The sequence below is a fragment of the Promicromonospora sp. CA-289599 genome (assembly GCF_050936155.1).
In the GTDB taxonomy this organism is placed as follows: domain Bacteria; phylum Actinomycetota; class Actinomycetes; order Actinomycetales; family Cellulomonadaceae; genus Promicromonospora.
In genome coordinates this window covers 2,291,341-2,306,179 of record NZ_JBNJNI010000001.1, presented here as the reverse complement: position 1 = coordinate 2,306,179, position 14,839 = coordinate 2,291,341, and the positions used below count along the sequence as shown (strand labels likewise).

General features: G+C 69.7%; 12 protein-coding genes. 10 read left to right on the top strand and 2 right to left on the bottom strand.

Annotation, left to right across the window (positions count from 1 at the left end; all coding sequences use genetic code 11):
• Positions 1-95: 95 nt before the first annotated feature.
• The 5 genes from ACQEVI_RS10245 (at position 96) to ACQEVI_RS10225 (ending at position 8,472) form a co-directional block, all read left to right on the top strand.
• On the top strand, positions 96-452 hold the full coding sequence (locus ACQEVI_RS10245; RefSeq protein WP_432897787.1) for an RNA-binding S4 domain-containing protein: 357 nt from the start codon (positions 96-98) through the stop codon (positions 450-452).
• 137 nt (positions 453-589) lie between these two features.
• On the top strand, positions 590-3,661 hold the full coding sequence (locus ACQEVI_RS10240; protein ID WP_432897784.1) for a S8 family serine peptidase: 3,072 nt from the start codon (positions 590-592) through the stop codon (positions 3,659-3,661).
• A 579-nt stretch (positions 3,662-4,240) separates the two neighbouring features.
• Positions 4,241-5,689 carry a hypothetical protein gene (locus tag ACQEVI_RS10235; RefSeq protein WP_432897781.1) on the top strand — a complete coding sequence of 483 codons (1,449 nt, stop codon included), beginning with the start codon at positions 4,241-4,243 and terminating at the stop codon, positions 5,687-5,689.
• Positions 5,690-5,833: 144 nt separating this feature from the next.
• The gene (locus ACQEVI_RS10230; protein ID WP_432897778.1) at positions 5,834-7,291 is read left to right on the top strand and encodes a hypothetical protein; all 1,458 of its coding nucleotides are present in this window, start codon (positions 5,834-5,836) and stop codon (positions 7,289-7,291) included.
• 32 nt (positions 7,292-7,323) lie between these two features.
• A complete protein-coding gene (locus ACQEVI_RS10225; RefSeq protein ID WP_432897775.1) occupies positions 7,324-8,472 on the top strand; it encodes a dipeptidase in 1,149 nt (382 codons plus the stop codon).
• 1 nt (position 8,473) lies between these two features.
• On the opposite strand, the gene ACQEVI_RS10220 is transcribed toward ACQEVI_RS10225, so the two are convergent.
• Positions 8,474-8,746: a hypothetical protein gene (locus tag ACQEVI_RS10220; protein ID WP_026366117.1), complete on the bottom strand. Its 273-nt coding sequence runs from the start codon at positions 8,744-8,746 to the stop codon at positions 8,474-8,476.
• Positions 8,747-9,084: 338 nt separating this feature from the next.
• Here ACQEVI_RS10220 and dnaK point away from each other — a divergent pair, with 338 nt between their 5' ends.
• From dnaK to ACQEVI_RS10195, 5 genes are all read left to right on the top strand, one after another.
• On the top strand, positions 9,085-10,947 hold the full coding sequence (dnaK, locus tag ACQEVI_RS10215; RefSeq protein WP_432897771.1) for a molecular chaperone DnaK: 1,863 nt from the start codon (positions 9,085-9,087) through the stop codon (positions 10,945-10,947).
• Entirely contained in the window at positions 10,944-11,627 is a 684-nt protein-coding gene (gene grpE, locus ACQEVI_RS10210; protein ID WP_432897768.1) for a nucleotide exchange factor GrpE, read from the top strand. The genes dnaK and grpE overlap by 4 nt, the downstream gene beginning before the upstream one ends.
• 76 nt (positions 11,628-11,703) lie before the next feature.
• Complete coding sequence (locus tag ACQEVI_RS10205; protein WP_432897765.1) at positions 11,704-12,720, top strand: DnaJ C-terminal domain-containing protein; 1,017 nt, start codon at positions 11,704-11,706, stop codon at positions 12,718-12,720.
• Between the two features lie 91 nt (positions 12,721-12,811).
• Complete coding sequence (locus ACQEVI_RS10200; protein ID WP_116677167.1) at positions 12,812-13,264, top strand: heat shock protein transcriptional repressor HspR; 453 nt, start codon at positions 12,812-12,814, stop codon at positions 13,262-13,264.
• A gap of 154 nt (positions 13,265-13,418) precedes the next feature.
• Positions 13,419-13,727 carry a DUF1540 domain-containing protein gene (locus ACQEVI_RS10195; RefSeq protein WP_432897762.1) on the top strand — a complete coding sequence of 103 codons (309 nt, stop codon included), beginning with the start codon at positions 13,419-13,421 and terminating at the stop codon, positions 13,725-13,727.
• Positions 13,728-13,869: 142 nt separating this feature from the next.
• On the opposite strand, the gene ACQEVI_RS10190 is transcribed toward ACQEVI_RS10195, so the two are convergent.
• The gene (locus tag ACQEVI_RS10190) at positions 13,870-14,637 is read right to left on the bottom strand and encodes a hypothetical protein (RefSeq protein ID WP_432897759.1); all 768 of its coding nucleotides are present in this window, start codon (positions 14,635-14,637) and stop codon (positions 13,870-13,872) included.
• Between the last annotated feature and the right edge of the window lie 202 nt (positions 14,638-14,839).

Here is a 14,839-nt window from a genome sequence, read left to right as displayed (position 1 = left end):
CACCTTCGTTGAGTGCTGGGTATTTGCGGGTCGCAGGCCCGAAAGTGCACAAATACCCAGCACTCAACGGGGTGGGGCGGTGAGAGGATGGGGCGATGCGCATCGATGTGTGGTTGTGGGCGGTGCGGCTGACCAAGAGCCGGTCGGTCGCGGCCGACCTCTGCCGCAGCGGCCGGGTCCGTATCAACGGCAAGGTCGCCAAGGCGTCGGCGTCCGTGGCCGTCGGTGACCGCGTGACGTGGCGCGACCCGCTCCGGGACCGCGACGTCGAGGTCGTGGAGCTGGTGCTGAAGCGGGTGGGCGCCCCGATCGCGGTCAAGGCGTACCTGGACCACAGCCCGGCCCTGCCGACGCGCGTCGAGCGGGAGGCCGTCGGGCTGCGCGACCGCGGGACGGGGCGGCCCACCAAGCGCGAGCGGCGCGATATCGACAGGCTGCGCGGCCGGATCTGACCCTGGAAATCACCCGGGTGATTTCCAGGATTTTTGCCGTTTTTGCCTGATCTCGGGCGGTATCTTCACGGCACACCCCTGCCCCGCGCAGGTCCAGTTGCGCCCGGTACCCCGGCGCGCCCCAGCCTGGAGAACCCATGCACCCTCGCACGAGACGTCGTACCAGGACTCTGGCCGCGGCCACTGTCCTGGCGCTCCTGGCAGTACCGAGCGCAGCGGTCGCCGCGCCAGAACCCAGCCCTCGGCCGGTCGGTTCGTCCGACCCCCAGCGGGCGCCCCGCCTCGTCGACCCGGCGGACAAGTTCACCGCCGGGGCCAACCGGGCCTTCGCCTCCGACGGGACCACCGACTTCTGGCTGCGGTTCGCCGAGAAGCCCGACCTGTCGGAGGCCGAGGGCATCACGAGCTGGTCGGAGCGCGGCGACTACGTCTACGAGACGCTCCTCGCGGCCGCCGAGGCGTCCCAGAAGGACGCGGTGGCGGAGCTGGAGGCGGCCGGGACCGAGTACACCTCCCACTGGGCCACCAACGCGATCCTCGTCGAGGACGGCTCGCTGGACCTGGCGAAGGACCTGGCAGCGGACACGCAGGTGCTGGAGGTGCGTCCGAGGACGCACTACGAGGCGCCGGATCCGGTGGAGACGACGGGCGCCGCGAACGAGGCCGCGGCAGCGGCCGGACCCACGTGGGGCATCGCGGCGATCAACGCTGACGACCTGTGGAACGAGGGCATCACCGGCGACGGCATCGTGGTGGCCAACATCGACTCGGGAGTCGACGGCGCCCACCCCGCGCTGTCCGGGCAGTACCGCGGCGCGGGCGAGGCAGATCCTGATGCCTACAACTACTTCTCGGTCGACGGGCGACAGGACCCCCACGACAACAACGGCCACGGCACGCACACCATGGGCACCATGGTCGGCGGCACGGTGCAGGACGGCGGCGGTGTGAACCGCGCCGTCGGCGTCGCACCCGGCGCCGAGTGGATCGCCGCCGCCGCTGCCAGTGCCGGCGGTGGGCTGACGGACGCGGCTCTGATCGCCTCCGGCGAGTGGATCCTGGCCCCCTACGACCAGGGTTCGGCCAACCCGGTCCCGGACACGACGAAGCGGCCCCACGTGGTGAACAACTCGTGGGGTGCGGACTTCTCGACGGACCCGTTCATGGAGGACATCGTCACGGCCTGGGAGGCCGCCGGTATCTTCGCCACGTTCTCCAACGGGAACGCGGGCGGGCTCGGGTGCGAGGCAGCGGGATCCCCGGCCTCCCGGACCGTCAACTACGCGGTCGGCGCATTCGCCCAGAGCGGGAAGATCGCCGAGTTCTCCTCGCGCGGTCCCGGGCAGAGCGGCACGGTCAAGCCGGACATCGCGGCACCGGGCGTCGACGTCCTGTCGACCCTGCCGGGCCGGAAGTCGGGCTTCAAGGCCGGCACGTCCATGGCCGCCCCGCATGTCGCCGGCGCCGTGGCGCTGCTGTGGGACGCCGAGCCTGACCTGGTCGGCAACGTGCAGGCGACCCGCACCATCCTGGACGGGACGGCGCACGACGTGAACGACCCGTCGTGCGGCGGCACCGCCGACGACAACAACGTCTGGGGCGAGGGCAAGCTCGACGTCCTGGCGGCCTACGAGATGGCGCAGGAGTCGACCTTCACGACGACCGTGCCGACCGTCTCCGGCGACTACCGGGTGGGCGCGCCCCTTACCGCTTCGGTCGCTCCCTGGAGCCCCGTCGCGGCGTTCACCTACCAGTGGCGCCGGGACGGCGACATGATCGCGGGAGCAACGAAGTCGACCTACACCCCGGACGACGCCGACCTCGGTGCTGAGCTGTCCGTCACCGTCACCGGCTCTGCCGACGGCTACACGCCCACCTCCACGACCAGCGTCGAGACGCCCGAGATCACCATCGGCGCCCTGACGGCGTCGACCCCGAAGATCAACGGCACCGTCCGCGTGGGTTCCACCCTGCGCGCGCTCGCCGGCTCGTGGACGCCGGGTACCCAGTTCACCTACCGGTGGTACGCCAACGGGACCGTCATCAGCGGCGCCACCAAGTTCACCTTCACGCCCACCGCCACGCACCGTGGCAAGAAGCTCACGGTCCGGGTCTTCGGCTCCCGCGCCGGGTACAGCGCGGCCAGCCGGCTCAGCGGTGCCACGTCCGCCGTCGCCGTGGGGGTCATCTCCCAGGGGCCGCCGGTGATCATCGGCTCCGCCGCACCCGGTGCCACGCTGACCGTCTCCCGGCCCGCGGCAGTCCCCTCGGACGTCTCCGTCTCCTACCGGTGGCGGCTCGACGGGCGCTCCATCAGGGGCGCGACGCGGAGCACGCTGACCATGCGGTCCGAGTGGAGGGGCCACGACATCACGGTCAGCGCGTCCGTGGCGAAGTCCGGGTACGTCGTCAAGACCGTCACGTCCCCGGCTGCACGGGTCGGGGGCGCCTATACGAGGTCTCCGAACCCGGTGATCTCCGGCACCACACGGGTGGGCTCCACGCTCAAGGTCACGCGCGGTACCTGGTCGCCGACCCCGTCGTCGTTCTCCTTCCAGTGGTACGCGGGCGGTCAGCGGATCTCCGGGGCCACGAAGTCGGCGTACACGCTGAAGGGCAGCGACTACGGCAAGAAGATCACCGTGTCCGCTCGCTCCTACCGTGCGGGCTACGGCACCGTGCTGCGGCGGAGCGCGGCGACCGGCGCGGTGCTGGCGTCGGGCGTGCGGTGGCGTGGTGACGACGACTGGGCTTTCCCAGTGGGTAAGGGCGACATCGCTCCGACGACCTACATCGCGCAGGCGGGCTCGGCCACCTGCGACTGGGCGCGCCAGTCATCCACCGAGGTGCTCGCCTACACCCTCGGATCGGGCCAGCGCCTGTTCAGGGTGCTGGGCACCGATGACAGCGTCTTCGCGAGCGAGAGCTGCGGCACCTGGATCAAGTACTACCCCGGGATGGTCAAGACGAGCGCCTCGACGGCCGCGAACGGCGTCTACGCTCTCGGCGACCACCTCGAGCGCGGCGTGTACTCCACGACGGGGCCGACGAACGCCGCGACCTCGTGCCGGTACACCTTCTACAAGGGCTTCCACGGCGCCGGAGGCGTCCTGAGCCGGGGCGAGGTGTCGTCGGCCCACACCATCACCATGCCGTCGTCCGCAGTCGGTTTCGAGACGGCCGGCTGCCGCTGGAAGCGGATCGGCTGACCGAAGGTTCGTCTGGGTCCGGGGAGTCGCGCCGAGTCTGTCTCGGTGCGGCTCCCCGTTTCTGACCCTTCACACGCCTATCACGATGGGGATCCAACTCTTGACGATGGCTTCTTCACCCGGCATGAGTGAGGGCGGCGTGTACGACAGTTTGGTACGGGTGCACGTCAGCGCAAGCATCGGTCCCAGGGGTCGCCACGGTCCACATCGACGGGCACACCGTCAACATCAGGTACTTCGGCACACGAGAGCTTCGGGTGCGCTGCGGACCACAGCTCGTGATCGCGTATTCCACGTGGCTCCGGCGGCACGGCGAGGTCGAGCTGCTCGTGGACGTCGAGCGGTCGGGGGCATCGTGTTTCTCGCGGGCCTCACGCTGTACTTCGCCGCCGCACCTCTCCTCTGGGATCTCGTTGACGATCTTGTTGACCGCTTCGCCGGGTAGCCGAGCCCCTGGGTGATCTCCTCGGAGTTTCGGCGACTTCGATCGGCGGGGAGGGTTACGTTCTTGACAAGAGTCCTGCCGAACGCAGGCCCAGCGCGCCTGGCATCTTGGGCGCCCCAGCTCCGGGAGCAGCCATGCATCCACTCGTGCGACGTCTCTCCAGAGCCCTGGCCTCGGCCGCTGCTCTGACGCTCCTCGTGACACCGGCGGTCGCCGTCGCCGCACCCGGCGGGAATGTCGACGCCGGCAGCCCGACCACCGTCACCAGCGCGGAGACACACGATCTCCCCCTGGAGACATCGACGCCGACGATCAGCGGCACGCTCCGGGTGGGCTCCACCCTGCGAGCACTTGCGGGCTCGTGGACGTCCGGTACCCAGTTCACCTATCAGTGGTTCGCCGACGGCCAGGCGATCAGCGGCGCGACGGGATCCACCTTCGCGCCGACCTGGGAGCACCGTGGCACGAGGCTCTCGGTCCGGCTCGACGGCTCCCGGGAGGGCTACGTCCCGGCGAGCCGGACCAGCGCGGCCACGTCCCTCATCCATGTGGGGTACATCTCCCAGGGGCTGCCGGTGATCGTCGGCAGCGCGACGCCCGGCGCCACGCTGACCGCCACCAAGCCCCCGCCCGTCCCCTCGGACGCCTCCCTCTTCTCCTACCGGTGGAGGCTTGACGGGGAGTCCATCCGGGGCGCGAACAAGAGCGAGCTGACCATGAGGCCCGCCTGGAGGGGACACGAGATCACGGTCACCGCGACCGTGGAGAAGGCCGGGTACGTCGTCGAGAGAGTCACGTCCCCGGCTGCACGGGTCGGTGGCGCGTACACGAGGTCCCCGAACCCGGTGATCTCCGGCACCCTGCGCGTGGGCTCCTCGCTGAGGGTCGCGCGCGGTACCTGGTCGCCCATGCCGTCGTCGTTCTCGTTCCAGTGGTACGCGGACGGGCAGCGGATCGCCGGGGGCACGAGGTCGGCGTACACGCTGAAGCCCAGGGACTACGGCAAGAAGATCACCGTGACCGCGCGCTCCTACCGGGCGGGCTACGGCACGGTGCTGCGGCGTAGCGCGGCGACCAGCGAGGTGCTGGCGCCGGCCAGGCGGTGGGTAGGCGACGACGAGCAGGCCCGGCCGGTGGGGCCGGACGGCGTGCTTGCGACGATCTACATCGCGCAGGCGCGCTCGGCCGAGTGCACCTGGGAGCGCCGGTCTGCCACCGAGGTGCTCGGCTCCAGTGTCGGATCGGGCCAGCGCTTGTTCAAGGTGATCGACACCGATGAAACCGCCTTTGCGAGCGAGAGCTGCGGCGTCTGGATCAAGTACTACCCCGGGATGGTCACACCCAGCGACGTGACGGCCGCTGACGGCGTCTACGCCCTCGGTGACCACCTCGAACGCGGTGTGTACTCCACCTCCGGCCCGGCTGTCGCCGGCACGTCGTGCGCGTACACCTTCTACAAGGGCTTCTACGGCCAGGACGCGGTGATCGGTCAGGGCACCGTGACGGAGGCTACGACCATCACGATGCCGTCGTCCGCAGTCGGTTTCGAGACGGCCGGCTGCAGCTGGAAGCGCATCGGCTGAGCCTTCGCCCGACGCGCCTCGGAACGTCCCGGGTGATTCCGGGGAACTTCAGCGGCTGGGAGGGCTACGTTCTTGACAAGAGTCCTGCCAGATGCAGGCCCAGCGCGCCTGGGCATCCTGGGCGCACCAGCCCCGGGAGTAGTCATGCACTCAGCCGTACGACGCCTCTCCAGAGCCCTGGCCTCGGCCGCTGCTCTGACGCTCCTCGTGACACCGGTGGTCGCCGTCGCCGCGCCCGACGGGAATGCCGAGACACATGAGATCTCCGACGTCCCCCTGGAGTCGTCCACCCCGAGAATCAACACGACGAACACCGACTGGGTCCGGGTGGGCGGGACGCTCCTGGCGCACGCGGGCACGTGGACCTCCGGCACCACCTTCACCTATCAGTGGTTCGCGGACGGCGTGCCGATCAGCGGCGCGACCGGGTTCGCCTTCTCGCCGACCGCGGAGCAGGTCGGCAAGAGGCTCACCGTCCGGCTCGATGGTTCCCGGGAGGGCTACACCTCGGTGAGCCGGACCAGCGGGCCCGCGGAGCCCGTCGAGTTCGGGAGGTTCTCCCAGGCGCCTCCGAGGATCCTCGGCGTCGCGACGCCTGGTGCCACGCTGACCGTCTTCCGGCCGTCGGCCGTGCCCGCGCCCGACTCCGTCGAGTACCGGTGGTGGCTCGACGGGGAGCGCATCCGGGGCGCGACGCGGACCACGCTGACCGTCAGGCCCGAGTGGAGGGGTCACCTCATCTCGGTCAGGATGTACCTGACGAAGCCCGGATTCCAGGGAAAGTTGGTCCCGCCGTCCGCGGACGTGCGGGTCGGGGGCGCATACTCGAAGTCTCCGAACCCGGTGATCTCCGGCACCAAGCGCGTGGGCTCCACGCTCACGGCGATCCGCGGCACCTGGTCGCCCACGCCGACGACGTTCTCCTTCCAGTGGTACGCCGACAACCGGCCGATCTCCGGGGCCACGACGTCGAAGTACACGCTGACGGGGACCGACTACAAGAAGAAGATCACCGTGACCGTGCGCACCTACCGGGCGGGCTGGGGCACGGCGGTGCGGCGCAGCGCGGCGACCGCCGAGGTGCTGGCGTCGGCCGTGCGGTGGAAGGCCGACGATCTCGGCGAGCCCATCTACGTGGGGGAGGAGCCGACCGGCGTGGTCCCGACGACCTACATCGCGCAGGCTGGCCCCACCAGCGAGTGCGTCTGGGCGCGCCAGCGACGCGACGGGACCGAGCTCGCCCAGGACGTGGGATCGGGCCAGCGCATGTTCACGGTTCTTCCCGTCGACTACACCGTGTACACGAACCACCAGTGCGGCGTCTGGATCAAGTACTACCCAGGGATGGTCAGGACGAGCCACTCGACGGCCACGAACGGCGTCTACGTCCTGGGAGACCACCTCGAGCACGGCACGTACTCCACCACCGGTCCGGCCATCGCCGGCGAGCCGTGCACCTACACCTTCTACGAGGGCTTCTACGGCGAACCCGCCGTGGTCAGCCGCGGCGTGGTGACGGAGCCCACGAGCATCCAACTGGACGGCTCTGGGCACGCGAACGGGTTCGCGACCGCCGGCTGCCGCTGGCAGTGGATCAACTGAACCGTCGCGGGAGCGCGCGGTAGCGTCGCCCCATGACGACGGCCGAGACCACCGCAGACCGCATCGCGGCACTCCTCGAGAAGCAGCCCGTCTGGGACGGGCACAACGACCTGCCGTGGGAGCTGCGCGAACAGTCGGCCTACGACCTCTCCGCCGTCGACATCGCGCAGCGGCTCACCACCACCCACACCGACCTGCCGCGGCTGCGCGAGGGCGGCGTCGGCGCCCAGTTCTGGTCCGTCTACGTGCCCGCTCAGCTTCAGGGCGGGGCGGCGGTCACGGCAACGCTCGAACAGATCGACTGCGTGCACCGCATGGTCGAGCGGTACCCGGACACGCTCCGGCTCGCCCTGACCGCCGCCGACGTCGAGCAGGCGTGGGCGGACGGGCGGATCGCCTCGCTCATGGGCGCGGAGGGCGGCCACTCCATCGACGAGTCCCTCGCCGTCCTGCGCATGCTCCACGCGCTCGGGGTGCGCTACATGACCCTCACGCACAACGACAACGTGCCCTGGGCCGACTCGGCCACCGATGACGAGGTGCTGGGCGGGCTCTCCCCGTTCGGCGAGGACGTCGTGCGCGAGATGAACCGACTCGGCATGCTCGTGGACCTCTCGCACACCTCCGCCGGCACCATGCGCCACGCCCTGCGCGTCACCTCGGCCCCGGTCGTGTTCAGCCACTCCAGCGCCCGCGCCGTCTGCGACGTCCCCCGCAACGTGCCCGACGACGTCCTGGCCGCTCTCGCGACCAACGGCGGCGTCTGCATGGTCACGTTCGTGCCGCAGTTCGTGTCACCCGCCGTCGCCGAGTGGCGGGCGACCGGCGCGGAGGCAGCAGCGGCCCAGGGCATTAAGAACACCGACCTCGGGGCCTTCGAGCCCTTCATCGCCGAGTGGCGGTCCCTGCACCCGCAGCCCCGCACCACCCTGGCCGACGTCGTCGCGCACGTCGAGCACGTCCGCGAGGTCGCCGGCGTCGACCACGTGGGACTCGGCGGCGACTACGACGGGACCCCCACCCTCCCTGACGGGCTGGAGGACGTGACGGGCTATCCCCGCCTGCTCTCGGCCCTCGGGGACAACGGCTGGTCCGATGCCGACCTTGGCAAGCTGACCAGCGGTAACGCGCTCCGCCTGCTGCGGGACGCCGAGTCGGTTGCGGCGCGGACCGCGAGCTGACTCAGCTGGGCAGCTGCACGACCTTGCGCTGGAAGCCCAGAGCCACCTTCTGCAGGGACTCGAGCGGCTCCTGCTCGTTGTGGTAGCTGATCTGCCGCAGCATCGAGCCGGACGATGCGAGCAGCGCGACGATCACGTCGCGCGCGTCCTCGCGGGTCTCGAGAGCCTCCTGCAGGAGGTCCTGGACGTGCGGTGACCTGAGACCGTCCTCCTCGGGATCGAGCAAGGCTGTCAGGAGCGCTATCGACAACGAGCTTCCGTGGATGCTTGCCATGGTGGTCTCCCCCCGTAGAGGCCCGGGGTCCCGGGCATCAGGCACCCGCGGGCAGGCCCGCGGGGTACGCGTCCGCTGCCCCCACCCCTGTGGCCTCGGTCGTGCACCCTTGTGTACCGCAGGTCAGGGCGTCGCGCCTGTTGACAGGGGCGAAACAGGGCCTACGACGGCGTGTCGCACCGCGTGGCCGTCACACGGACGCGTGCCACCGGGAACTTTTCGGCCCTGAACGAGGTTGAGCGAAGTGGACTCAACTTTACGGGTGCGGGCTTGCTTCCACGCGAGCTCCGGCTTAAGTTGAGTGCAGAAGACTCAATCTGTCGGAGGAAGGCAGTCACATGGCACGCTCAGTAGGTATCGACCTCGGCACCACGAACTCGGTGGTGACCGTCCTCGAGGGTGGAGAGCCCACCGTCATCGCCAACGCGGAGGGCTCGCGGACCACCCCGTCGGTGGTCGCGTTCTCCAAGACCGGCGAGGTGCTGGTCGGTGAGGTCGCCAAGCGTCAGGCGGTCACCAACGTCGACCGCACCATCTCGTCGGTCAAGCGCCACATGGGCACCGACTGGACGGTGAGCATCGACGACAAGAAGTACACGCCGCAGGAGATCTCGGCCCGCATCCTGGGCAAGCTCAAGCGCGACGCCGAGGAGTACCTCGGTGAGCCCGTCACGGAGGCCGTGATCACGGTCCCGGCGTACTTCAACGACGCCGAGCGCCAGGCCACGAAGGACGCGGGCCAGATCGCGGGTCTCGACGTCAAGCGCATCGTCAACGAGCCCACCGCGGCCGCCCTCGCGTACGGCCTGGACAAGGGCAAGGAGGACGAGCTCATCCTCGTCTTCGACCTCGGTGGCGGCACGTTCGACGTCTCCCTGCTCGAGGTGGGCAAGGACGAGGACGACTTCTCGACCATCCAGGTGCGCGCCACCTCCGGTGACAACCGCCTCGGTGGCGACGACTGGGACCAGCGCGTCGTGGAGTACCTCATCAAGCAGGTGAAGAACTCCTCGGGCGTCGACCTGTCGAAGGACAAGATCGCGCTGCAGCGGCTCCGCGAGGCCTCCGAGCAGGCCAAGAAGGAGCTCTCGTCCTCGACGAGCACCAACATCTCGATGCAGTACCTGTCGATGAGCGAGAACGGCCCCATCCACCTGGACGAGAAGCTCACGCGCGCTCAGTTCCAGCAGATGACGCAGGACCTCATCGACCGGACCAAGGCACCGTTCCACGCCGTGATCCGCGACGCGGGCATCTCCGTCTCGGACATCGACCACGTCGTGCTCGTGGGTGGCTCCACCCGCATGCCCGCCGTGACCGAGGTCATCAAGGAGCTGACCGGCGGCCGCGAGCCCAACAAGGGTGTCAACCCGGACGAGGTCGTCGCCGTCGGCGCCGCCCTGCAGGCCGGCGTCATCACCGGTGACCGCAAGGACGTCCTGCTGATCGACGTCACCCCGCTGTCCCTCGGCATCGAGACCAAGGGTGGCGTGATGACCAAGCTCATCGAGCGCAACACGGCCATCCCGACCAAGCGCAGCGAGGTCTTCTCCACCGCCGACGACAACCAGCCGTCCGTGGCGATCCAGGTGTTCCAGGGCGAGCGTGAGTTCACGCGCGACAACAAGCCGCTGGGTGTCTTCGAGCTCACCGGTATCGCGCCCGCACCGCGTGGCGTGCCGCAGATCGAGGTCACGTTCGACATCGACGCCAACGGCATCGTGCACGTGTCCGCCAAGGACCGCGGCACGGGCATGGAGCAGTCGATGAAGATCACCGGCGGTTCGGCCCTGCCCAAGGACGACATCGACCGCATGGTCAAGGACGCGGAGCTGCACGCCGAGGAGGACAAGAAGCGTCGCGAGGAGGCGGACACCCGCAACCAGGCCGAGGCCTTCGCGTACTCCATGGAGAAGCAGATCGCGGACAACCGTGACAAGCTCCCCGCAGAGGTCGTCACCGAGGTCGAGGCGGACATCGCCGCGGTCAAGTCCGCGCTCGAGGGCGAGGACGCCGAGGCCGTCAAGACCTCGTACGAGAAGCTCGGTGCGTCCTCGCAGAAGATCGGCGAGGCGCTGTACGCGTCCGAGCAGGCGGCACCGCAGAGCGCCGACGGCGCACCGCAGGCGAACGCCCAGTCCACCGCTGACGAGGACGTCGTCGACGCCGAGATCGTGGACGACGAGGAAGAGCGCAAGTGACCGAAGAGAACCCGCAGGGGACCCCCGAGCCCGAGGGCTCGGAGGAGCACCCCTTCCACTTCACGGACAAGCGCAAGGTGAACAACTCCGGCGAGCAGAGCCGTCCGGCCGAACCGTTGGACGACCCTGCCCCGGACGGCGAGACCGCCCCGGTGGAGGAGTCCACCCCGGTGGTCGAGCCTGCCGAGACCGACGCCGACCCGCTGGAAGGACTCGACTTCGAGCCGTCCGGTGAGGCGGCTGAGGCCTCCGAGGTCCTCAAGGCGAAGGCCGAGGCCGCGGAGAACCTGGACGCGCTGCAGCGCGAGCGGGCCAGCTTCACGAACTACCGCAACCGGGCGCTGCGCGACCAGGAGGCCGCGCGGAACCGGGGTGTGCAGGACGTGCTGGCCGCGCTGCTGCCCGTGCTCGACGACGTCGAGCGCGCGAAGCAGCACGGCGAGCTGAGCGGAACCATGGCGGCGATCGCCGAGAAGCTCGACCAGAGCCTGCAGAAGTTCGGTGTCGAGCGGTTCGGCAAGGTGGGGGAGGAGTTTGACCCCAACCTGCACGAGGCGCTCATGCACTCGACCGACGCTGACGCGACGGCCTCCACGGTGAACCTCGTGGTGGAGCCCGGGTACAAGATCGGCGAGAAGGTGGTCCGGGCGGCACGCGTGGGCGTCGTCGGACCGGAGTGACTTCTCGGTGGTCGGGCTTGCCGGGACCAAGGTCTCGGCAAGCCCGACCACCGATATCGAAGCGGAAGGAGGTGCCATGACCGGTCAGGACTGGATGGAGAAGGACTTCTACGCCGTGCTCGGCGTACCCAAGGACGCCGATGACGCGGCCATCAAGAAGGCCTACCGCAAGCTGGCGCGCCAGCACCACCCCGACCAGAACCAGGGCAACGCGGCCGCGGAGAACAAGTTCAAGGAGATCGGCGAGGCCTACGCGGTCCTGTCCGACCCGGAGCAGCGCCGGCAGTACGACGCGGTGCGTGCGATGGCCGGTGGTGCTCGCTTCTCTGCCGGTCCCGGTGGCGCCGGGACGGGCGGCTTCGAGGACATCATGGGCGCCATGTTCGGCGGTGGGCAGGGTGCCGCCGGCCGCGGCGGACCGCGGGTCCGCTATTCGCAGGGCGGTGGTGCCGCCCCGGGCTTCGAGGACATCCTCGGTTCGATGTTCGGCGCCGGGGGCCGGTCTGCCTACGGTTCGGCCGGCCCGACTGGCTTCGGCGCGCCGACAAAGGGGGCCGACGTCGTCGCGCAGGTCACGCTGCCGTTCCGTGCGGCAGTGGAGGGCACGACCGCCGAGCTCGAGGTCAACGGCCGCACCATCACCGCCCGGATTCCGGCGGGGATCAACGACGGCAAGAAGATCCGGCTGCGTGGCAAGGGCAAGCCGGGCGTCGCGGGTGGCCCCGCGGGTGACCTGGTGGTGACGGTGCACGTGGCTCCCCATCCCGTGTGGACGCTGGACGGGCTCGACCTGCGCATGACCGTGCCCGTCACGTTCGCCGAGGCCGCACTTGGGACCACGCTGGAGGTACCGACCCTCGACGGCTCGACCGTGCGGCTGAAGGTGCCCGCGGGGACCCCGTCGGGACGGTCGCTGCGCGTCAAGGGGCGCGGCGTGCACACGGCGACCGCGAACGGCGACCTGCTCGTCAGCGTCCAGGTTGTCGTGCCGCAGAAGCTCAGCAAGAAGGCCAAGCAGGCGATCGAGACGTTCGCCGCGGAGAGCGACGGCGAGGACGTGCGCGCCGGACTGGCCGAGCGGGCGGTGGAATGATCTCGGGCGCGGTGGGGCACGGACCCCACCGCGCCGCCGTCGGTTGACCTGCCCGCACGCAGTTCCGAGCGAACGAGACAAGGAGGGGCACATGGTTGACGACGACGCACCCGTGCTCACCGTCTCCAAGGCAGCGGAGCTGGCGGGTATGCATCCCCAGACGCTGCGCCAGTACGACCGGCTCGGCCTGGTGGTACCCCGGCGCACCCGTGGCCGTGGCCGCCGCTACTCGCGCCGGGACGTCGCGCGTCTTCTGCAGGTACAGCGGCTCGCGCAGGTCGAGGGCATCAACCTGGCCGGGATCAAGCGGATCCTCGCCCTCGAGGCGCACGTCTCGGTCCTGGAGGAACGCCTCGGTGACCTGCTGATGCGGGTCCAGGAGGAGGGCCGCGTGTTCGCTGCGGGTCCGGCCGCCGGCGACGTCGTCGTCGTGCAGCGTGGCCAGCGGGTCCGGAGCGCGGCGATGCGCGTCGACCTCGAGCATCGCGGCGTCGGTGGTGGAGCAGTGGTGCTCTGGCGGCCGTCACCTCGGCGCGAGGACTGAGCGCCCCCGGCCGCCGACCAATTTCGGTAACGCAATTCTTTCGATAATGCGTCGGAAAGATAGGTAAGGCATTCCTTGCTCTACGCGTTCTGCATTTCCGGAATATGATCGAGCCATTCCGGATGTTCAAGTGCGGACCAACGAGGAGTGAGTCATGAGCACGCTGATGGAAATGCCTGAGGTCGCCGAGTGCTCGATCGACGGCTGCGGTTACAACCACGACCACGGCTGCCACGCCGGCGCCGTCACCATCGCGGGTCACGAGGGTGACGCCTCCTGTGCGACGTTCATCCCGCTGAGCACCAAGGGCGGTCTCGACAAGGTGATCGCGCACGTCGGTGCGTGCCAGCGCGGCGAGTGCGTGCACAACGAGCACCTGGAGTGCGGCGCCGCCTCGATCCGCGTGGGTGCCGGGCCCGAGCAGCCGGGGCATGCCGACTGCCTCACCTTCCAGGAGCGCTGACCGGCTCTGCAAGAACGCGACGGAGCCAGAACAGACGGAGCCAGGACAACGCAAGAGCGCCCGCTCGACGGTGAGCGGGCGCTCTGTTCTTCGTTCGGGTCTTCGTCCGAGGCGCGCGGTTCGACGTCCGCGGTCCGGCGGCTCAGCGAGCCAGGTGGTCCAGCAGCAGCAGCGCGTCGTCGTGCGTCCCCGGCAGGCGCTCCACCCACACCCGGGTCGGCCTGCGCACCTCGGTGGTGAGGCCGAGCACCTCCGCGTTGCGCTCCACCACGCGGCGCAGCGACTGACCGAGCTCCGCGGTGGCGGGGCCACGCTCGCACAGCACCACGAAGGTGCCGTCGCCGACGGCGGCCATCGGATGTCCCTCGCCGAAGACCTGGTGCAGGGTGCGGCCGATCGCCGCCGATCGCGCGAGCCGCTGCCAGGTGTCGAGGCTGTCGAGGCCGACGTCGAGCACCAGCAGGCAGTGGGTGGTTCCGGCGGTGGAGCCGGCGCGTTGCGCGATGCCGTAGGTCTCGCGCAGGCGCTCGCCCAGGTACTCGCCGGTCGGCAGACCTGTTGACGGGTCGTGCGTGGCTATCTGGTAGGGGACCCGCTCGCGCTCTCCTACCCAGCCGATCGCCGCGGCGCGCAGCGCACCGACGTCGGTGGGGCGGCCGAACGCGGCGTACAGACAGGCGACGTCGTCCAGCGCTTCGGTGATCCCGGCGCCGACGGACGCCCGCGCGGCACCAAGACGCTCCGCGGGTGCTATCACTCCGCGGCCCTCGGCCAAAGCCTCTGCCAGCGCTTCGGCGGCTGGATGCTCCCAGTCGTTCGGTCGGATCCAGACCGACGCCAGACTCGTAGCGCGCCACCGCTCGCGCAGGTCATGCACACGCACCCGCGCCTCCTGCTGTGACTCACTCATGATGAAGGGACCCTCACGGGGATACATCATGACGCACCTTCGGCGGTGGTGTACCGCACTTCACCCGAACATGACGTCAGAGATGTTTTTTCCACCCCTAAAACGCCGACGGGGCTCTATAGTCATGGGCAGGACACAGCCGAGAGTCTGGGTAGACGTGAAGCAAGCCGAGAGCAGCACGGGGGGAACCCCGAGTGACGCG